At 41.1% G+C, this 18,753-nt stretch carries 24 protein-coding genes; all 24 read right to left on the bottom strand.

The window, feature by feature from the left end:
• Positions 1–58: 58 nt before the first annotated feature.
• Positions 59–379, bottom strand: a complete 321-nt coding sequence (locus ACJZU6_RS08935; protein WP_408900122.1) for a tail fiber assembly protein — start codon at positions 377–379, stop codon at positions 59–61.
• Between the two features lie 13 nt (positions 380–392).
• Positions 393–1,196, bottom strand: a complete 804-nt coding sequence (locus ACJZU6_RS08930; RefSeq protein WP_408900121.1) for a hypothetical protein — start codon at positions 1,194–1,196, stop codon at positions 393–395.
• A gap of 3 nt (positions 1,197–1,199) precedes the next feature.
• The gene (locus ACJZU6_RS08925) at positions 1,200–1,853 is read right to left on the bottom strand and encodes a hypothetical protein (RefSeq protein WP_232598867.1); all 654 of its coding nucleotides are present in this window, start codon (positions 1,851–1,853) and stop codon (positions 1,200–1,202) included.
• 8 nt (positions 1,854–1,861) lie between these two features.
• On the bottom strand, positions 1,862–2,164 hold the full coding sequence (locus ACJZU6_RS08920; RefSeq protein ID WP_408900120.1) for a hypothetical protein: 303 nt from the start codon (positions 2,162–2,164) through the stop codon (positions 1,862–1,864).
• Positions 2,157–2,540 carry a hypothetical protein gene (locus ACJZU6_RS08915; protein WP_408900119.1) on the bottom strand — a complete coding sequence of 128 codons (384 nt, stop codon included), beginning with the start codon at positions 2,538–2,540 and terminating at the stop codon, positions 2,157–2,159. The genes ACJZU6_RS08920 and ACJZU6_RS08915 overlap by 8 nt, the downstream gene beginning before the upstream one ends.
• 3 nt (positions 2,541–2,543) lie before the next feature.
• Positions 2,544–3,068 carry a phage tail protein gene (locus ACJZU6_RS08910; RefSeq protein WP_408900118.1) on the bottom strand — a complete coding sequence of 175 codons (525 nt, stop codon included), beginning with the start codon at positions 3,066–3,068 and terminating at the stop codon, positions 2,544–2,546.
• The gene (locus tag ACJZU6_RS08905; protein ID WP_408900117.1) at positions 3,065–3,808 is read right to left on the bottom strand and encodes a phage tail protein I; all 744 of its coding nucleotides are present in this window, start codon (positions 3,806–3,808) and stop codon (positions 3,065–3,067) included. Before ACJZU6_RS08905 ends, ACJZU6_RS08910 begins: the two co-directional genes overlap by 4 nt.
• Positions 3,792–4,769: a baseplate J/gp47 family protein gene (locus ACJZU6_RS08900; RefSeq protein ID WP_408900116.1), complete on the bottom strand. Its 978-nt coding sequence runs from the start codon at positions 4,767–4,769 to the stop codon at positions 3,792–3,794. The genes ACJZU6_RS08905 and ACJZU6_RS08900 overlap by 17 nt, the downstream gene beginning before the upstream one ends.
• The gene (locus tag ACJZU6_RS08895) at positions 4,766–5,098 is read right to left on the bottom strand and encodes a phage baseplate protein (RefSeq protein ID WP_087819800.1); all 333 of its coding nucleotides are present in this window, start codon (positions 5,096–5,098) and stop codon (positions 4,766–4,768) included. Before ACJZU6_RS08895 ends, ACJZU6_RS08900 begins: the two co-directional genes overlap by 4 nt.
• Positions 5,095–5,679 (bottom strand): phage baseplate assembly protein V, encoded by a 585-nt coding sequence (locus ACJZU6_RS08890; protein ID WP_408900115.1) that lies wholly within the window; start codon positions 5,677–5,679, stop codon positions 5,095–5,097. The genes ACJZU6_RS08895 and ACJZU6_RS08890 overlap by 4 nt, the downstream gene beginning before the upstream one ends.
• A complete protein-coding gene (locus tag ACJZU6_RS08885) occupies positions 5,660–6,109 on the bottom strand; it encodes a hypothetical protein (protein ID WP_408900114.1) in 450 nt (149 codons plus the stop codon). Before ACJZU6_RS08885 ends, ACJZU6_RS08890 begins: the two co-directional genes overlap by 20 nt.
• 7 nt (positions 6,110–6,116) lie before the next feature.
• Positions 6,117–6,632: a phage tail protein gene (locus ACJZU6_RS08880; RefSeq protein ID WP_408900113.1), complete on the bottom strand. Its 516-nt coding sequence runs from the start codon at positions 6,630–6,632 to the stop codon at positions 6,117–6,119.
• Positions 6,613–6,945: a hypothetical protein gene (locus ACJZU6_RS08875; RefSeq protein ID WP_408900112.1), complete on the bottom strand. Its 333-nt coding sequence runs from the start codon at positions 6,943–6,945 to the stop codon at positions 6,613–6,615. The genes ACJZU6_RS08880 and ACJZU6_RS08875 overlap by 20 nt, the downstream gene beginning before the upstream one ends.
• A gap of 23 nt (positions 6,946–6,968) precedes the next feature.
• Positions 6,969–7,292: a capsid cement protein gene (locus ACJZU6_RS08870; protein ID WP_087819805.1), complete on the bottom strand. Its 324-nt coding sequence runs from the start codon at positions 7,290–7,292 to the stop codon at positions 6,969–6,971.
• Between the two features lie 69 nt (positions 7,293–7,361).
• Entirely contained in the window at positions 7,362–9,359 is a 1,998-nt protein-coding gene (locus tag ACJZU6_RS08865) for a ClpP-like prohead protease/major capsid protein fusion protein (RefSeq protein ID WP_408900111.1), read from the bottom strand.
• Complete coding sequence (locus tag ACJZU6_RS08860) at positions 9,343–10,830, bottom strand: phage portal protein (RefSeq protein WP_237155975.1); 1,488 nt, start codon at positions 10,828–10,830, stop codon at positions 9,343–9,345. The genes ACJZU6_RS08865 and ACJZU6_RS08860 overlap by 17 nt, the downstream gene beginning before the upstream one ends.
• Positions 10,823–11,032, bottom strand: coding sequence for a hypothetical protein (locus ACJZU6_RS08855; RefSeq protein ID WP_036794937.1), 210 nt, complete (start codon positions 11,030–11,032; stop codon positions 10,823–10,825). Before ACJZU6_RS08855 ends, ACJZU6_RS08860 begins: the two co-directional genes overlap by 8 nt.
• Positions 11,029–13,122 (bottom strand): terminase gpA endonuclease subunit, encoded by a 2,094-nt coding sequence (locus ACJZU6_RS08850; RefSeq protein WP_408900110.1) that lies wholly within the window; start codon positions 13,120–13,122, stop codon positions 11,029–11,031. The genes ACJZU6_RS08855 and ACJZU6_RS08850 overlap by 4 nt, the downstream gene beginning before the upstream one ends.
• On the bottom strand, positions 13,103–13,573 hold the full coding sequence (locus ACJZU6_RS08845) for a hypothetical protein (RefSeq protein WP_036794941.1): 471 nt from the start codon (positions 13,571–13,573) through the stop codon (positions 13,103–13,105). Before ACJZU6_RS08845 ends, ACJZU6_RS08850 begins: the two co-directional genes overlap by 20 nt.
• A gap of 17 nt (positions 13,574–13,590) precedes the next feature.
• Positions 13,591–13,734, bottom strand: coding sequence for a hypothetical protein (locus tag ACJZU6_RS08840; protein ID WP_408900109.1), 144 nt, complete (start codon positions 13,732–13,734; stop codon positions 13,591–13,593).
• Positions 13,735–13,795: 61 nt separating this feature from the next.
• Positions 13,796–14,185 carry a hypothetical protein gene (locus ACJZU6_RS08835; protein ID WP_408900108.1) on the bottom strand — a complete coding sequence of 130 codons (390 nt, stop codon included), beginning with the start codon at positions 14,183–14,185 and terminating at the stop codon, positions 13,796–13,798.
• Complete coding sequence (locus ACJZU6_RS08830) at positions 14,172–14,708, bottom strand: lysozyme (RefSeq protein ID WP_408900107.1); 537 nt, start codon at positions 14,706–14,708, stop codon at positions 14,172–14,174. The genes ACJZU6_RS08835 and ACJZU6_RS08830 overlap by 14 nt, the downstream gene beginning before the upstream one ends.
• Positions 14,686–14,901 (bottom strand): HP1 family phage holin, encoded by a 216-nt coding sequence (locus ACJZU6_RS08825; RefSeq protein ID WP_065172720.1) that lies wholly within the window; start codon positions 14,899–14,901, stop codon positions 14,686–14,688. Before ACJZU6_RS08825 ends, ACJZU6_RS08830 begins: the two co-directional genes overlap by 23 nt.
• A gap of 127 nt (positions 14,902–15,028) precedes the next feature.
• Complete coding sequence (locus ACJZU6_RS08820) at positions 15,029–18,703, bottom strand: SIR2 family protein (RefSeq protein WP_408900106.1); 3,675 nt, start codon at positions 18,701–18,703, stop codon at positions 15,029–15,031.
• Positions 18,704–18,753 lie beyond the last annotated feature (50 nt).

The raw sequence follows: 18,753 nt of genomic DNA, 5'->3' as shown, positions 1-18,753 counted from the left end.
GTTATTCCTTTATGACTCAGATTTTAGATACAAAAAAACCGCTGACTAAGAGCGGTTTCTAAATAGTTGGCTTTGTTGGCCATACGATGTCATCAGGGTTATCGTAGGTTTGGGGAATGTCGCGTAATGCTTGGCGGTAAGCGGTAAATTCAGTTTTCTTTTCAGAAGTTAATGGTGCATCGTTCGCCTGAGTCCAATCTGTTTTTATCATTAGTTGATCCCGCGTTTTTCGAGTTTCTAACCACTGATTTTGTTTTTTTAATATATCGGCTTGTTCTTTTGTTATACCAAAAAACGAATAAATCGGATCACCATTATAATCTTTATCATTTAAATTAAGACCGTAAATACGCTGACCATTAATCAGTATTGAATCCATAATATAATCACCCTTATGCTAATGAAATATTCGTTAATGTATTTGCCGCAGTTGCACCAGATAAACAATCTTTTAATGTTTTAGATGTATCAGATAATGAAACACCATTAAAAGTGCAATAAAACGTATCTCCTCCTGAGTTTAATTTAACTTGACGGCCAACATGATGAATAATGACTGCTCTAAAATTATAATCAACACGACCATAATGAGATGATAATTGATGATCTCTTATTTTAATTTCACTATGAGATAATGAAATTAACGCATTACCAACTTCACCTAACGATCCTTCTCTAGAAACAAAACCACCATATTCTGGCCATGGCTTTGTTTGATCTAATGGTAATGACATTGTATCAATGACACATTCAACAACAGTAATACTGGTAAAAGTTGAAACTATAAAACCATTAAGAATACTGCCTGTTGGCGAATCCGTTGTTAACATTTTTATTACAGGTTTAGAACCTGCACTGTATGCTGCTAATTGTATCTTTTTATTTGTTGCATTAGTAAATTGAGGAACGGTTCCCGACATAAAATGGTCTTGATTTTTCTTTAAAAAAATACTTACTGAGCCATTTATAGGTGTACGAATAACCGCTTCATATATTGTCTTTATCGGTAAGGATTGTGTCCCTAATGCATTGTCATTACCTGCGACACTATCGATATAAAATGTTTTATGTAATTCGGGAATAGCTTTAACTGCGGCATCAACCTTCTTATCAATCTCCCCAATCTTGCCATTCACGGCACCCGTTAGGTTTTCTGAGGCTTTAACCAATGCCCCTATTTGTTGTTCTAAACTCATTGATTAACTTCCATTAATTGTATTTGCTGCATCATTAAACGATGCGGCAAGTCGTGTAAAACCATCCGCAATCTCTTGCTCTAATGTCGATATTTGGCCGGAGGTTGCATAGTGAGCCGGCGCATTACCACCAAACAGTGTGGTATCTGCCGCTTTTCCTCGTTTAGTTAGAAATTGTGCATCCGCTGCCGTGATGCTGTAGACCTGATTAGCATTGGCTTTCTTGGCTAATTCCGCTGTCATGGTGGCAGCAAAATGCGGATCATTACCCAGTGCCTTGGCCAACTCTTCAAAGGTATCTAATACTTCAGGTGCCACACCTATCAATTGCTTAATACGGGCATCAATTTGTGCCGGTGTTAAGGTATCAATCGTGTCGGCTTTATCATCAAGTGCTGGAATAGTGACCTGCAGTGTGACATTGCCTGAACCATCAAAGGACACTGAGCCATTGGCATCACGGCCAAGGGTGATGGTGCGGGCAACTTTGAGTTTATTAGCCGTTGCGGTGTTAGCGCCTAAGGTAGAAAGCGGATCATCAAGATAAGAACGTGAATAGATTTCTGTTTTGTCAGCTTTTAATCGCAACTTGCCATTAATCACACCCATCACGTTATTGAGTGCCGCTATCATTTGGTCAATTTTATTGTTTAACACTTTCACTCCTAAGCTGACAGTTCCCCCGCCTGAAAGTTAAACCCGTTGGTGATGCTGATAATGACGCTATCTAGCAGTAAAGCGGTTGATTGGGTAACTTCAGAAGCAGCTACCGCCAAGGCTTTTGCCTCTGCAGCAGTCGCTAAGACTTCTTCACTAACCGTACCCACAGGCCCTTGCTGACCAATCGTTACCACTTGAATATTGGGTTTCACTTGCTCTCGAACAACAGCAATCCCTTGCGGTAACCGCACTGTTATCACGCGGTCAGTATTGAGCGTGACCAACACTTTTGCATTTGCGCTAATCATCAACCGCCCCTTTTATCAGTACCGCAGGACCACGCAAGATGCTGTAAGGATCACCACTTGGAAAGGTTACCCGCACTTCATAACTCGCGTTCTCCCATGCTGTTGGTTGGTGACCTTGGGTTTGGTCATGGGTGACTTTGATATCGAGTGCATCGCTTTGCTGTTGGTGTTCAATAATGGTGATATGTCCAGATTCTGTGGTCCCCCGCACCAGCACTTCACCCTCAATAGAACGCACAACGAAAACAGCGGTACAGCCAAACAATTTTACATAGGGATTGCTATCATCACCCGTTGTCCAGCTAACATCAAAGCCATAGGTTGTGCCAGCAATAATGCTCAGTAATGGCGGTCCTTCCATTGTGCATGCCATCATCCCTCACACTCTTTTCTCTAGTTCATTAAAACGAAATAGCAATTCAAGATGGCGCGACATATTGCCAATTTGAGCCGTTGCTATGGTGGTTAACTCTTCACCCAGTAACAGGTTTATATTGTCATTACCGACCTCAATCGTGATGCTATTTGACGGTAATGGGGAGACATCTAGCGTGAACTTCTGTAACCAGCTGGCATTGGCTGATTTATACGCCAATAAAGTATTAGGCACTGAATAGACCGCTAACAAGGTGCCTGTTTCTAAAAAGAACCCGACTTCTCGCACCTCATATTCCAGATTGCCTTTAAATACCGCCGCCATACGTAGTTGTGTGGGGCTTAATTCTTCCCAATCTAAAATCAGTTCACGTTGCTTTTCGTTGTACAACGCTTTTTGTTCAGGTGTTGGCTGATAACTGCGGTCACCTGCCGCTATCCATTTAATCGCCCCTTTGATGCCTTGGTTTTTGGCGCTAATTAGCTCGGCCAATCCCACTTTAGTAAATTGAACAACGGGTGAACTCATGTTCTTGCTCCTAACGTTATATCGGTACTCATCACCATACGCATACCGCCTGCAAAATAGCTTCCACCTGCACACCACGCGTCATTAGGCATGGCTCCCTGATATGACTCATCACCAACAGTGGTATGAAAGAGAGCCCCTGAAACGCTCAATGGAGCCAATACCAACGGTGATGGTGGCATGATGCCAGTGGCTGAATCATCGTAATCAACAACAGATGGCTGTTTTACCCCTGAAAACGTAAGTCCTGTGTCTAAACCAAAAGCTAAAATCAGTTCAACGGTGTCACGCTCAGATTTAGTATTCTCAATCCGTGTCAGCATTCGTTTAGCTGTTTTTTGATTCACTGGCTCATTACGTTTCCAAGCCACCACCTCAATATGATAAGGACCTGGCGGCGCATCCATTTGATACCAAGGGGTAACTTCAATATCACAATCCAACGCATCCATAGCCACCGCTAAACCGTGACGAGTTCCCGCTTTTCGGTGAATTTCAAAGGCGTGATCGGCTGTTTTACGTTGCTGCTCTAAAGAATCTTCAGGTCGCCAATCGGTTACCCCACGCTCACCAGCCAATAAGGAAACAAAATGCTCTGAGGTTAATCGTGGTTGTTTCAGTTCAGGAAAGGGATCGCGTTGGTTCGCCAGTAAGGTATGCCAAGCATATTCTAAGGATTCTTCAATCAGGGTGCGGTTTTCAGGTTGAACCGAAATAAAAGGCTCAGTCACCTCGAACATCAATGATCACCTCCGTACAATACGGCGCTTGATCCCACTGGCAAATAACATCAGCGGCAGGTTCGTGGACTTTGGCGCGTTTTGCCCCTAACTCATAAAGAATGTGTGCCACTTCTTCTCTATCAACAATACCATTGAGCTTATGGCGTTTTTCAGCTAATGCCCATGCTGCTTGTTCTGCTTGGGTTTTATCAACATGCGAGCTTGGATCTGAACCGGTATACACCGTGGCCACAATTCGATACAGCTTTGGAGCTGCACTTTTCGTGGTGATTTCATCAGACTCTTGGGCAATATCATCACGTTGAAGGTAATCAGCCACCCGCTTTAATAACGCAGCACTGGCAATGCCTTGTGGATGTTCTCGGCTCAGCACTGCCACACATACTTTGCCAGAGTTAGGCTCTAGCATTTTAGGCATCGCATCTTTAACTGGCATCGGTCTGTTTAAGTGCTGAAACTCATACCGCATCACCACTGCATCAGGCTCTGATTCAATCTTTATCAGCGGCCGTTCATCTAAGGTCAGCGCATGGAATTTATACCCCATTCGCGTACCTGTGGTATGGAACTGATAAGGCGCTAAATCAAACCGCTGCAGCAGACTTTCATCTGATTCCATGATGGCGGGTTTAGGTGGAAAAATACTGTTATCACTTGGCGTTAATATTTGCCGCTTTAAGCCATATTGCAATGCCAGTAAATCCACCATATCGGATTCAGTGACGAACTTACGAAACATCTGTAAGGCTTGGTGGTTCTGCTCTCTAATTTCAGCCACCCGCTTTAATACAAACGCCTGAGTCACTTGTGCCAGCAGTTCACCATCATTGGTCATCGCTTGGTGTAATAATTGCGCCTTATCGGTATCGGACTTAGCACAATACGCCACTGCCGCTTCAATATACTCACTCAATAAGGTTTCAAATTCAGGTACCACAAACGCTTTAGGTAAACTCATAACCGCACCTGTAATTTAATATCATTGCCTTGCCATACGCCTTTCACCACCACTGAAAACCCCGTATCACTTGCTATGGCTTGGCACTGTTTAGCTTTAAATTGGATTAAACCATTAGCAGGATTAGCCAACGCTTCAAGGGATAGGTTTTGTACTATCATGGCTTCCGTTGGGCTTTGCATGCGACCTAAACGGGCAATGGCTTTATTGCCTATTTGGCGGCGCTTAATGCGTGAGGTCATTTGTGTTGTCAGGATCCGTTCAAAGCGACACGTTAACGCCGCAATACCTGTGACGGTTTTCCCTGTTTTAGGATCAATCCCTATCATTGTTGTTGCCCCGTTTTACTGGTGTTAGGGTTTCCATGCGTATGGATGTGACTGTTATAAATCTTACGATCAGCAGCCATCGAACGAGTACCATCAGCCACATCACCCGAAGCACGATAATTACCCTCTTGCTCAATGTCACCCACCACTTTGACACCACCAGGATAATGCGCCGTTAATGCACCGGTATCTAAGTCATAACACTCCGTCATACCGTTGCCGTAATCGGTCATCACTTGGTTTTCTTCGGTCGTTGGACAAGGAAAGTTTGTTGACGGTAATCCCATCAGCGCAACGGAATTATTGAGGTTATCACCACAGCCTAAGTTAATCAGAATGCACTGCTCACCCACACTAGGACGGCGATAGTGACTAACACGCCCCGCGCTATGAACAAAGAACGGCACCCGCGTTGCCTTATTCTGACCAGCGGTAACATCAACGGCTTGTTTTGATGCCGCAGCCACCACACCTAAACGAATAATATTGTTTGAAGAACGGCGGTTTTCTTCCATTTCCTCACGCAAAGCCATCACTTCTTTTTCTAACGAACGGATCCGTTCAACTAATGCCCTCAACATTGGCTTGCGTTCCTATAATCTCATGCCAATCGTGTTCAATCGGCCCCATAAAAATACGCTGCTTGATAGTAACAACCCGTAAGAACACCCCATTATCAGGATTAAAACGGCGCGGCAGATTTGAAATCAACCGCGCCTCTTCAACATCATCCACACAACCAAAACGTTGATTAAATAACTCACGTTCAATACGGCTTGATAAATCCAGCGCCACCACATCAAAGTTAACTTGAGCAATAGGCACTTCAACCAAGAATCTCAGCTCAATTTCATGGATTTTACGGCCATCATTGTTGGTGTGATTAATGGATTGGCATTCACCACATTGGTAACGCACGATAGGCGCACTGGGCTCTGTTTCTTCACGTTGATAAGCAGTTTCTATCTTGCCGAGCTGTAAACGCTGCTCTAACTGCTCAATAACGGTCATCACCCATTCACTTGGAGCCCGAAAGAATGAATTGGAACTCACGATGAAAAAACTCCTCAAATTTACGGTTCAAATCAGGTAAGTAAGAATCAATGATCTCTTCTGCTTCTTCACTAATATCAATTGTGACTAACTTAATGGATTTTCGACCTTTATTTTCACGACGAAAGACCAAAAGTTGATCACTGTCCATCGGTGAGATAAACGCACCATCATAGAAATGGCCACCCACTTGCACCCCTTTACCATTTTGAACTGGTGTCCCTAATCGATGTACACCAAGACTTCTTACCCCCACCCACAGCTTTGACATACCGCCGTTTTTATAGGTTCTAAAACGGGTGGTCATGGCTTTTGAATCAATACTGAGTTCATAGCCTAAATCAGCCATCGAAGCCGCCCTTAACCAGCGATTGGTTTTGATCATCGCTTGTTTAGCGGCTTTGGCTAATTCATCAGGAAGATAGGAAAGACGAGCAAGAAAACGGGTATCCAATACCATATTAGAATTCAGAGAAGTCATGCTTAATCCCTGCTTGCGACAGATTTAAAACATATTCACGCTGCAGCTGACTCTCTTGCTTTCCTTTGCCTTGTTCATGGCCAGAGATCACCAAGCTATAACGCTTACCCTTTATCATCATGGTTGATAACGGTGGTAAACAACTCCCTGTTAATAACCGTTTAATGGCATGATTCTCTGATGATTGGTGTTTGATGTAACCTTGAATTTTTCGCTGTTGGCCATCAGGTAACATCACCACTAATTCACTGCCAAAGCACTGCTGAATAGCGGCTTGAATCAACTGCCGAGCATCATCAAACGCACTCTTCATTGATGATCACCCCCCTTTGTGAATTAACCGTTTAAGGCAACGCCCATCAACAATACGCCGCTATCAATGAATGAGCCGATAGGAACGGTCACCGCACCATCACCTGTTGGTGCGGTTTTAGTAAATACCCCACCATCAAAATAAGCCGCTTCACCCACAAAGGATGGAGAATCGCCGGCTTTAATGGGTCCATCAAACAAACCACGGTAAGTACAGCTCACTACTTGGCCTTCTTTAGCCGAATAGTTAGGTACCACAATCAACGCACCATATTTAACCGGCACATCTTTCTCAAAGCCACCCACAGGCGCTTTTAAATCAATCTTTAAACCATCAGCAATACGCATAGTGTTTTATGTCCATGTGTTTATTACGCTTATAAAAAAGGATGCCGAAGCACCCTATAACAATCGCTATTATTTATTGGCAAATGTTGCCTGAGCAATGCCACGACGATCGAGCACTTTCGAGGTCACATCATAAGTAATACGGAACTTCGCACCGTCACTGCTCCAACCATCCCCCGTTTCTAACCAAGGATCTTGTGCACCATCAAGGAAGCCCATCACCACTGAATCAAAGTCTTTACCGGTTAACGCAATCGCACCATTAATCGTGGCTAATCGAGCAGTTTCGACTACCTTGGCAAACTTCTTATAGGCAGGGTTAAACGTATCAGGTTTACTGGCCGTATTAAGTACCGCTTCTAAGAATGAGGCATGGTCAGGGTTAGCCAGCAGGATGTCACCGCGTAAATCTAACGCATCACCTTCAGAGGTAGTCGCGGTTGCAAAGGCTTTATGCAGCGCCATCACTAAGGCTTGGTAATCAGCGGCAGGAATATCATTAACTAAGTTGCCCCACTTATTCGCGCCACCCGCTTGGAACACACTCTTACCATCACCCATTTTTCCGCTAAGAATAGCGTTAAACATCAACTTATCCGACAAGCGATAAGCCGATTGCATGAACTTACGCGGAATTTTTGAGATCAAGGCAATCTCATCATTGATGATAGCTTGGCGGGTAAAGGCAATTTCACGACCAAAACTGGCTAACTGAATTTTTTCACCACTGCCTTTGATAGTGGCTGATTTGTATTCACCGTCTTCTGACACTGCCATTAAATCAGGCGCATCATTAATCAGAATTAAATCAGTTTCTTTAAAGTTCGGCAGGTTTTCAGTATTTGCTAAGTCTCGCCATAATGGTGCACGTACTTGTGCTTCATCTCGCATCACCGTTCGCACACTTTCAGTGATGATGTCGGCAAAATCGCCACTGTTAAACGCACGAGCGACTAATTCATTCTTGTTACCGCAATATTTAGCGTCCTTACCCACTGCTATTTCAGCCATATCAAGTAAGGTTTTTAGACGGTACGGGTTATCTTTTTCAATTTCGCCCGTACCACAACGAGCATTTAACGCATTTTGCAGCGTATCTTTAGTGGTATTACCGTTGCCCACATGAATATGAGTATTGGTTAACCCTGTTGGTGGTTGTTCTGCAGTGGGCTCTTGACCATTAATGGAAATCGAACCCAAGTATTGCAGTATCTTGAGCGAACTATCTTCAGCACTGCAATTTAAATCATTAAGCATTTCATCACGCAGGGTGTCACTCACCTTATGGGTTGCACACAAGGCACGAATAGTCGATTGACGTTGGTTCTCGCTTTTTAACGCATTTTGTAATGCATCGTTATCGATAGGTTTAGGCATAGGATCACTTTGTTGGTTTATTAGAGGTTCAGGTGTTGGCGTTGCTGGCGGTTGCACAAGCTGATTCAATAAATCATCAGGGGTATGTTTAAAGGCTTTGGCTTGCAGCTCAGTGGCAGAGACTTTTTTAAGGCAATTGGATAAGTCCACAGCATCAATCACCGCATCAATCAAACCAAACTCCAATGCTTGGCTGGCGGTGAACCAGGTTTCTTTTGCCATCGCTTGCAGCACATCATCTAACGACTTACCACAACGCTCGGCATAGGCTTCAGCAATGGTCTGCTTGGCGTTCTTCAGTTGAGTTAACGCACTTTCTATTTCATTTTCGCCCCCCCATGCACCAATAGCAGGATCATGAATCATTAGCTTGGCGTTTTCAGGCATTTGAATTTCATCGCAAGCCATTAAGAAATAGCTAGAAATCGATGCCACTAACCCATCAACGATGCCAATGGTTTTACCTTTATGAGCTTTAATGGCGTTATACATCGCCAGCCCTTCATAGACCGAGCCACCATAACTTTGAATACGGAACTCAGCATCTTGTGCACCGACAGACTGCAGAGCTTTGATTAAATCAATGGCTTCAATGTCATAACTACCAATGTCACCATGGATCCACACCTTCACCGGTTGGCCTTCGCCTTGGTTATTGAGCGTGAACCACGATTTAGTTGTCTTTGGCATGTTGTGCCTCTTTGGTTGAATGTTGGATCTTCGTTTGAACGTTATGCGCAGGATCAGCCGTACTCACAATGGCATCATCATTCATGGCTTGGCGTTCGGCTTTTATCTCACGGCGTACAGCGACAGGGTTATAGTTGCGTTCACGTTGGAAATGACTCAGTGATTGCAGCCCTAGACGGGTCCCTTTTTCAATCCCTGTCATTTCCTTAGCGGGATCAATCCACGGCATCACAGGGGCTTGATAAATGGCGTTAAGCACTGAAACCACATCCACTTCTTTAGGCACCACCAATTCACGCGATAAAATCGCCATCTGCAGTGCCATTCGATATTGAGGACGGGTCCAACTGGTAACGAACTTACGTTGTAAAATGCGATAACGGGCAAAGGAATCAATCAGCTCTTGCCGTTGGGCAGAATAAGAACCCGTGTAATGACGAGTGACGCTCGAGCAGTTAACACCCGCACCTGATGCCGCTAATCGCATTTGAGCATCACGAAATGGACTGCTCATAGCTTCTTGGCGCTTGCTTTCAACAATGCCAGCATCTTCACCAGGAGCGAGTTCAAAACTGTTTCCCATCCCTAGAAAGATATCGCCGCCACGTTCAAAGTTATCAGTCTCACCTGAGCCCGTATCCCGTTTAATGAAATAAGCAAATCGGCTGGCAATCTGTGCACTGACACGCTCTGATTGATCGTAATCTTCAATATCTGCAATCAAATCTAGAACCGAATGCAGCAGTGTTACCCCTCGGTTTTGATGAAATCGACGAGTAAATTTTAAATGCGCCACAAACCGCGCATCCACTTCAGCAAAAGAAAAGCCATGGGCATCACGCTGAATCAACAAAGACACCATCTGACCTAAACCATTACGGCGAATACCTTCATACATGCCCTTTTCAGGCTCGTTGATATTCAATGGTATGTAATCAGGCTCAAATGGCTGTACGCCAAACGGCGTTGTTGATGGATATTCAATTCCTGCATCTCGCCCTAGGTAATAACGGGCAAACACTTCACCATCACGCAGCCACGTTCGACAGGCTAACCATTCGGTTTCAGCCCGTGATAACTCACCATCAATGTTTTGTTGCAATGAAAACCGTTCAAACCATTCGCTGATCTTACGGGCAAAGTCAGTATGAACATCACCGTTCATGTCTAACGGCTGTGGTTCAATCATAATGCCATTAGGTCCTACGACATTGGCACACAACTCATCAAGAATGGCGGTAACATAAGGCGTGTTTTCATCCATATGTCGTGCACGTTCGCGTAAAGACTTCGCATCTTTATTGATTTGGTTGGCTTTGCCAGTAGAGCGAGCATTACGTTTTTTGGTATGAGGATTAGCAGGCAGTGCGGCTTGGTATTTATTAATCAGGTTACGGTTATAAAGCCGTTCAGCCCCTGACTTAGGATTAAAATAACAAATGATACGATCGGCTATATTCAATTTACTCAAGGTAGTTTCTCCGGATCATACTGCGGCGTCCTCCCTGATTTTCGCGGCTAATCAACTGCTGCAGACGTTCTATTTCACGACGTACCGTTGCCAAACTCGCAAAGGTCAGCTTTTCCCCTTCAGCAGTTTCAACCGCTTGTTGCATCAAGATCTTTTTCTCAGCATCGAGATACCACTGCAGCCGTTCACGTTGGGTTGTCATCCGAAAATTCCTTTTGAGTGGTTATATCGTCGACGCGCCACCCGCTCAAACTTCGGCGTTTGGTCAGCATCAACCACATTGCTATTAAATTGCCAATCAGCGGCCCATGCTGGCGGGTTATCCCAATGGATATCATCACCGCCTTTGTAATGCATACCGGCTTCGGCATAGGCACATAAATCAAACGACTCATTACGTGCACCATCGGGCTTTTGCCAATGACCAAGTTCATCAATATATTCAACCGTGAGTTCATCAAACCAAACCCGATCCGCCCAACCAGGTAAATGAAAGAACCGGGCACCAAACTCTAACCGTGAAAAACTGGCAGCTACGCGGTTTTTTAAACGGTTGGTATGCAGCATTAACAACGGGATTTCACCGTTGGCTAACTTACTGCGTTTATCGGGATAGGTTTCTTTAACCAGATCATCGATGTCACGGCTTGCCCCTTTCACTAAGCGGAATAGATGCGATAAGCCATGCCCTTTAAGGCGATTATAAAACTGATAAGCATGATCGGTAACGGATGAGCTTTTCTGCTTACCTTTTTTCTTCTCACCTGAGCCACCGGAATCACACAAGGTTAATACCGGTTTCATCACCCGCCCTGAACCATCCGCTAAGGGATAGGTTTTCTTGATCACTTGTTCAATCAATAAATCCCAATCTTCGGCATACACCATTGGATTAATGCGGTCATTGTTACGATAGGGATTAGTGAGAATTTCAAAGCGGTCAATCACCCACCGCTGCAGCCCTTCACCATAGACATGGGCTTGCACCACAAAACGTGGGTTCTGTTTACCACCTTGCACATCGATGGACATCATTAAGAAGCGTCCACCTAATGGCACAATGCCACGTTCATGATCAGCAGCTCGCGCCATTAACTGATGCGCACCCACTTCTTGACCACGCGACTGCATCACATAAGGTCGCCCCATACGGACGTTGATAAAGGTTTTTAATGACTCTTCATCACCACAGTCTTTGTACAAGGCATCCGCATTAAGAAAGCGATACACCAAGTTTTCCCAACTGGCATAGGCTGCCACAATGCCTTCAAACCAAAACGTTGCCCATTTACTGGTTCTAATGGCTGATTCATCAGTGACAACCTCACCATATTGGTCAATTGCACCATCACGAAACCAACGCCCTTCAAGATTCATGGTCTGTTTTTGTGATTCAGTATGACGATGGCAACAGCGAGGACATTCCACCCATGCGGTTTTAGCGGCTTCTAAAGGCTCAGCATGTTGTTCCCATTTAAGAGTTTCAAAATCAGGACGAAAATAGCTATTACAGTCTTGGCATAACCAATAGAAACGGCGGCGATCACCTTGGTTATATAAGTCAGCAATACCACCACAGGGTTGAGATTCATGCGGTGATAAATCTTCAACCCGTTTCGGGTTACGTACAATACGACCAGGAGAAGATTCTGCCATTACCATGCCGGATGATTTCGCGTTTTGAACCCGCATCAGCATCAGTTCAAACTTAGAACCTTCTTGCCCTACCGCATCATCAGCACGATCGTAATCGGTCGCGCCGGCATAACGATAGGTGGACGCGGATAAACTGGTTTCAGTGGCAGAATCCAACTTTAGGATCATGCCATTTTTAAATTTCTTCGAGGTGATATTGTCATCAGCCTTACGCCCTGTTCGCAGCTTGGCAATGCCTGCGGTAGCTGAAAAACTTCGTTCTAAATCGACCTTCGACATATCAGTAGCTTTAGTCTTGGTACTGTAGATAAGCAGCATGTCACCAGGCGCTTGGGTGACGGTGTAATTTATCCAGCCTTCCACCATCGCTTTGGTTTTACCTGAACGCGCAGGACCAACCACAATCACCGCTTCATAAATACGCCGAGCCAAACAATTTAACGGCTCTCGCATGTACGGCACTTGTGACGATAAGAACTTAGTCACATCGGTACCATCAGAGATCCACAGTTCATCATCAGCCGCTTCCACCGGTGTTTTATCGGTAGGTGCGCACAAGTAAGCAAAACTACGCCGAATATCTTTGGCATTGGCAAACTCAATCCCTAAACGGGCATCAAACTGTCTCAAGCTCATCAGCGACCGCCTTTAAATCGAAATTAAGCAGAGTTTCTAAATCTTCAAGTTGTTGCGGTGTCGCGGTCGGAATGGCAGATTCAATACGAGTGATCACCTTGTCTTTAAAGCCTTTAACACTGGCAATACAGACAGCAATTTCATTCTCATAATCTTCTTTGGTGACACTCTCACCAGATTCCCGCATCAAAATCAGCTTTTCACGTTCACTTTGTACATACGCCCGTAACTCAGCTGCAGTTTTAAACCCCATTAAATCGGGTGCATCTGATTCTTTACGCGGTTGTTGGCATAGGTACGGCGCGACTTGCACCACATCATAAAGTGGCGTGTTGCCCTTATAAGCGACAGGAGAAACCCCTGCCGCTTTTAAGTTCTTACGAATGGTTGAACGGTGTTTACCAAACTGTTCAAGTTCGGTGGTATTCCAAAAACGTTTTTCATTATTCATGGCACTCTCAATCGTGGTTATGGATCTCCCTCTGTAATGGGTAATGCCGCACAGTGTATTGGGTCATTATAACAACGGCGTAGGTTTTCAATTTGTGCCGCACACAGCGAGAAATGATGTAACCACACCGGATCACGTTTAGCGGCTTCACCCCAAGTCATGGGCGGTTTATGAAATGGTTGTTTACAGCTAATCAAATACGCTGCAGGTGGTTTGATGTATTCAATTTTGTATTGAGTGACCACTTGCGGGCTTGGTGTAGTACAACCACTGACCAGCGTTAGGGATAGGCAAATCAGCACACTTTTCATGAGCAATATCCTTATCGATTTGACGTTGTGCTTTTAACGCTCGTTGTTGCCATTGCTGACGTTGACGCTCGTTATGCTCGGCGGCTAATCGTTCTTGGTGAGATGCTTGCTCTAAACGGGTAATGGTAGATTGCATCGACTGATTAACCTTCACTAACTGATTTGATTGGGTTTGTTGCTCCACAACCAGTGCTTGAGCCGCTTCCAGCTTTTGCACTGTCTGTGAATACGTCCACGCCAATATCGATAATGCCGTTATTGCACCAACAGTCCCGATGAGCTTGAACTTACTGATAGCCATACAAGCAAACCTTTTGCTCTGCTAAACGGCGTTTCACGATGCCAGCACAGTGACTGCTATCAAGTCGGCAATCTTTACCATTCACAAATACCCAGCGTGGAAACTCATTACACGCAGCGGTTAACTGCCCTGCTTTAAGTTTCTTGAGATAGGTAGAACTGCGAAAGTTACCAGCCCCGAGGTTAAACACGAATGACACTGCCATATCGTATTGAGGGCCAGCAGCTAATGTCACTTGCCTATCAACCACCTTTTCCGCTGCGCTGATATCTTCAATGTACCAATCAGCAATGGTTTCGGTGGTTGCTTTGTCGCCTTGTTTTACTCCTGTGGTATGGCCTAACCCTGCAGTCCAACGGTCGGCACTGCATTGATAAGCGGATGATGAACACCCCTCTAAATTACTGATAAACGCTAATCCATCAGGGGTGGTTTTTAATTCGTGATGAGTACCAGCTACAACCGCCAGCACACTCGCGACCAAGCAGCCAATAACGCCACTAGTCTTCTTCAATTTGCTCATAGATTTTCTTCACCTCTGGATGGTTTTGCAGGGCTTTGAGGGTTCGATGTCGATAAAACCAGTTAATAAACGCGGTAAATATGGTGGCAAAAATAGAGATGAGCACCCCTATTTCGTTCATGGAAAGACCAGAGGCTACACCGGTTAAACCTGCCCAAAGGTAGGCAAACCAGCTAATAACTTTCTCTCTCATAGGCGAATTTCAGACATAAAAAAACCGCCTCAAAGGACGGTTATGGATTTAATGGAATCCTAAAACGACAAAACCCCACCGAGTAGGTGAGGTTCTGCAATGTGGGGATTTTGCCTAGATTATTAGTTTATGTCAATGTTAAACTACTTGTCTTATATGTTCTTTTTATATAGTCAGACTGCTTTTTAATATAACCTTGAATATCCATACCATCCAAAAAAGATATATCTGTATAGTCAAATGGTTCTAAATCACAACCAGAAAGCACTTTAAATTTATATGATAAATATCTATATGAATATTTTTCAGATAAGTTAACACCTAAATTATACTGTTCAATATATTTATCATTTAAGTTGTTTTTTTTCAAAAAGCACACATAATTATATAGGGCCTTCACATAAAAATATTTGATATGATAGATATCATTAAGAGCTGATTCATATTCTAATTTTATTTTATTTATATCATAACAAGTAACATCATCATTTAATTCTAAACAATGAGCTATCATTAATTTCTTCAAACCACGAGTAAACAAATTGACACTAACAATTGATTTTATTTCATTTAATGAATAAGGGGTAATAAAGTGTCGAGCAAACATTAATTCTATTTTATGCGTATAATTTAACGGATGTAATGTTTCTATAACTATATCTAATTCACGCTCTATCTCCTCCCCCATAACATTTAACGCTTCAAAATAATTACCATCTCTCCTACAAATACCCAACAATTCTTTATCAATAAATCCAGTATAAACAAATGCAGGCTTATATTTATCACTTTCAAATGTTCTCTGTTTAATGAGTGGCATTATCATTTCAATAGTATACCCTTCCATTAAATAAATACTAATAACAGTTTGTAATGTTATACGGTTAGCTTCTATTTTTAGGTCTATAGTGTTTACTTCATTTAATGGAACATACTGATTAACTAAGGATAAAGAGTCTTTGAAATTACAATTAAAATAAAGTGCTGATGCATAAAAAATTTCAATTGCCCTTAAATTTTCTTCCTTAACATTATCACTCCTAGCTCTCAATATTACTTTTTCTAATGTTGGGTTATAAACCTCAACAAAATTAAAAACATTAATGAATATATTAATATCCGTTAAGAAATATAAATAATCATCAAAAGTCAACCCTTTATCAATCAAGTCATATCCCATACCGACAGATAACATAATATTATTAATATTTTTTAATATCATATTCATACATCCACTATGATTGGATTCATGTTCATGATACCTATTAGCTGCTGTATTCATTAAAACTATACTATATTTAACCACTTCCAAGCGATAACTATTTATATTTTTACTTTTGGATGAATTATAATATGAATAACGATTAATAATTGATTGTAATTTCAACGATCCAGATTCATTTTCTAGTAATGATTTATTTACAAGTGACTTAATATCTTTATCTGTGATAACTTTAGACCTATTGGTTATGTCTCCTTGTGCATAAGATTTTTTAACCACTTTTTTAAAATTAGATAGATTAATGCCATCAGGGAAAAAAGATACTAATTCTAAAACTCTAACTTCACTTGGTGAAAGTGTTTTATATGAATATAAAATTGATGCAAGAATTGTTTTTTGTCGATTAATATTTACATCACTATTTTCATTGAAAATGTCATTATTTTCCATTTTAAATATATTCTCTTCCAATTCTTCTTTTAATTCATAAAAATCAATGCCAGAAGGAAGATTTGAAGCAATTAACTTAATTGCTAAAGCATTTCTATCAAGTAAGTTTTCTAATATATTAACCTTAATATATTTTTGTTCTTTTTTAGTTAAGAACTTATTGTTTGTATATTTATTAAAAAGGGCTAAAGCTTCATCCGAATCAAGAGACCTCAATGTATATTCTTCCTCCCATTCTTCACATAATAATTCTCTCGAAGTAATAACAACGGTGGAATATTCTGCAATCTTACTTATAAGCTCATTACATTGAAGTTTAATAGTGGCAGATTTGTTATCAATATTTAAAATAGCCTCATAATTATCTAGAATAATAAGCCTTGATTCTCCTGAATAATTATCTTTCAAATATTTAATTAGATCATCTATATTTTGAAGTGAAAATGAATATGATATTTTCTGTTTAAATAATTCAAATTCATTTATAAATTCACAGTCAATAAATGTAATCCCACTAGAAAATAGCCCTCTCTTAGATAGCTCAACAGCTAATTTTTTTATTATTATAGTCTTTCCTATACCACCACTTCCTTTTATTGTTAAAACTTGAGTTTTATCATTTATTCTTGACATCTCTCGGCTAATATTTGCCAAATCATTTTTTCGCCCAATAAAATTGGTAACTGTTGCTTTGTCAATATCGTTTAAATTAGATTCATTTAATATATAAATGTTATTTTTATTATCTGAAACAATATCTATGTTAAATTTAGATTCATTTAAAATTAAAGAGTTTTTATAAAAGTTCAATTTCCCTTTTTTAAAAAACTGATGATATATATGTGCTAATTCTTTAATAACGCTATCTTCTTTATCAATAGCCTTTATAAAAATCATTGGGATTTCGACGTTAGCATAACAAATATCGAGTGGAATATTATCAGTAATAATTATCACACCTTTAATTCTTTCAGGTAAACAATCAGCTAAAGTCTCTAAACTTAAATAATCACTACACGCACTATCATCTTCAATAAGAAATCCATTATTCGTCCATTTTGATAGTATAAAAACATAATCAGCATCCTCATAAAGATTATCAACATTACATGCTTTTATCTCCATTGGTGCTTTAAATTTCTTTAACTGCTTATATATAGCGTCATAACATTGAGGTTTATCCAAAGGATTAGATTCATATATTACAACTTTATCTTTTGTTTTTTCTTTTATTTTTTCTTTTATTTTTATATTATCACGCCTATATCCTGCAAAATTATTTATAGTATCAACCAAGGGCTTCCCAAAATCTAAAAAAAACAACAACTGAATATCAATCTTTGCTTTTTCTAATTTAAGCTTGATTTCTTCACTATCAGACTCTTTAACTAACGCATAATGTGGACCAGTATTTCCTCGAAATAAAGTATTTTGTTTTCCTATAGCAATAAGTAAATCGATATCACTCATTGAACAACCGACAAATAATAATGAATCTGTGGAAATAACATCACCAAGAGTAACTAACGCACTCTTATATATATCTTTTTCATTATTATCATTATATAACAAATGATAACTTTCTGGAGTTAATATAATATGCTCTGGGTCTTCAATATTACCATGAAGGTGCCACAACATATTTTTGTTATTATTAGTTTTAAAATCTCTCAAACTAATTTTATTTGAATTATCAAAAACTAACAGATTAGATGGTTGCTGATGAGCCCACTTCATACAGTTGTCATAATTTAACGTTATATGTCTTGAACTCAATTTCCACAATGCTTTATGTAATTCAGCACTTTCTAAATCTAATTCATTAAAATCAAGATCAAATTGTTTTTTTAAAAAATCATACCATAAGGCTCCATTCAGCCCCTCTTGAGCAATAGTCGCAGCTTGAAGAAGATTACCAATTGCAACAACTGAGCTTACTGCAGTTGCTATATCTTCTTTTCCTTCTAGTACTAATTGATCTGACGCTAGAATGAGAAGATCTTTCCATGACGGAAATACAGGTTCTGATTTTTTATTCCTTACAGACATTGAAACTCCAGCGCCAATAATTGGAACTAGTTTATTTTGTCTAATTTTCTCTTGAAGAGTTTCGGGTACAACTAAAGCCACAATTACACTCCTTTCATATATGCTCATACTTTAACATGAACATAGATGAA

The sequence above is a fragment of the Photobacterium piscicola genome, assembly GCF_046058925.1.
Taxonomy (GTDB): domain Bacteria; phylum Pseudomonadota; class Gammaproteobacteria; order Enterobacterales; family Vibrionaceae; genus Photobacterium; species Photobacterium piscicola.
This window is presented reverse-complemented; position numbering and strand designations above follow the sequence as displayed.

What these genes read in the sequence shown, in the direction of transcription:
- ACJZU6_RS08855 (WP_036794937.1), bottom strand. Translation starts at nt 11,032, where the DNA reads ATGACAACCCAACGTGAACGGCTGCAGTGGTATCTCGATGCTGAGAAA.
- ACJZU6_RS08920 (WP_408900120.1), bottom strand. Translation starts at nt 2,164, where the DNA reads ATGATTAGCGCAAATGCAAAAGTGTTGGTCACGCTCAATACTGACCGC.
- ACJZU6_RS08885 (WP_408900114.1), bottom strand. Translation starts at nt 6,109, where the DNA reads ATGACCGTTATTGAGCAGTTAGAGCAGCGTTTACAGCTCGGCAAGATA.
- ACJZU6_RS08890 (WP_408900115.1), bottom strand. Translation starts at nt 5,679, where the DNA reads ATGTTGAGGGCATTAGTTGAACGGATCCGTTCGTTAGAAAAAGAAGTG.
- ACJZU6_RS08870 (WP_087819805.1), bottom strand. Translation starts at nt 7,292, where the DNA reads ATGCGTATTGCTGATGGTTTAAAGATTGATTTAAAAGCGCCTGTGGGT.
- ACJZU6_RS08905 (WP_408900117.1), bottom strand. Translation starts at nt 3,808, where the DNA reads ATGTTCGAGGTGACTGAGCCTTTTATTTCGGTTCAACCTGAAAACCGC.
- ACJZU6_RS08880 (WP_408900113.1), bottom strand. Translation starts at nt 6,632, where the DNA reads ATGACTTCTCTGAATTCTAATATGGTATTGGATACCCGTTTTCTTGCT.
- ACJZU6_RS08895 (WP_087819800.1), bottom strand. Translation starts at nt 5,098, where the DNA reads ATGATAGGGATTGATCCTAAAACAGGGAAAACCGTCACAGGTATTGCG.
- ACJZU6_RS08915 (WP_408900119.1), bottom strand. Translation starts at nt 2,540, where the DNA reads ATGATGGCATGCACAATGGAAGGACCGCCATTACTGAGCATTATTGCT.
- ACJZU6_RS08900 (WP_408900116.1), bottom strand. Translation starts at nt 4,769, where the DNA reads ATGAGTTTACCTAAAGCGTTTGTGGTACCTGAATTTGAAACCTTATTG.
- ACJZU6_RS08910 (WP_408900118.1), bottom strand. Translation starts at nt 3,068, where the DNA reads ATGAGTTCACCCGTTGTTCAATTTACTAAAGTGGGATTGGCCGAGCTA.
- ACJZU6_RS08935 (WP_408900122.1), bottom strand. Translation starts at nt 379, where the DNA reads ATGGATTCAATACTGATTAATGGTCAGCGTATTTACGGTCTTAATTTA.
- ACJZU6_RS08930 (WP_408900121.1), bottom strand. Translation starts at nt 1,196, where the DNA reads ATGAGTTTAGAACAACAAATAGGGGCATTGGTTAAAGCCTCAGAAAAC.
- ACJZU6_RS08830 (WP_408900107.1), bottom strand. Translation starts at nt 14,708, where the DNA reads ATGAGCAAATTGAAGAAGACTAGTGGCGTTATTGGCTGCTTGGTCGCG.
- ACJZU6_RS08835 (WP_408900108.1), bottom strand. Translation starts at nt 14,185, where the DNA reads ATGGCTATCAGTAAGTTCAAGCTCATCGGGACTGTTGGTGCAATAACG.
- ACJZU6_RS08865 (WP_408900111.1), bottom strand. Translation starts at nt 9,359, where the DNA reads ATGCCAAAGACAACTAAATCGTGGTTCACGCTCAATAACCAAGGCGAA.
- ACJZU6_RS08845 (WP_036794941.1), bottom strand. Translation starts at nt 13,573, where the DNA reads ATGAATAATGAAAAACGTTTTTGGAATACCACCGAACTTGAACAGTTT.
- ACJZU6_RS08825 (WP_065172720.1), bottom strand. Translation starts at nt 14,901, where the DNA reads ATGAGAGAGAAAGTTATTAGCTGGTTTGCCTACCTTTGGGCAGGTTTA.
- ACJZU6_RS08850 (WP_408900110.1), bottom strand. Translation starts at nt 13,122, where the DNA reads ATGAGCTTGAGACAGTTTGATGCCCGTTTAGGGATTGAGTTTGCCAAT.
- ACJZU6_RS08840 (WP_408900109.1), bottom strand. Translation starts at nt 13,734, where the DNA reads ATGACTTGGGGTGAAGCCGCTAAACGTGATCCGGTGTGGTTACATCAT.
- ACJZU6_RS08875 (WP_408900112.1), bottom strand. Translation starts at nt 6,945, where the DNA reads ATGAAGAGTGCGTTTGATGATGCTCGGCAGTTGATTCAAGCCGCTATT.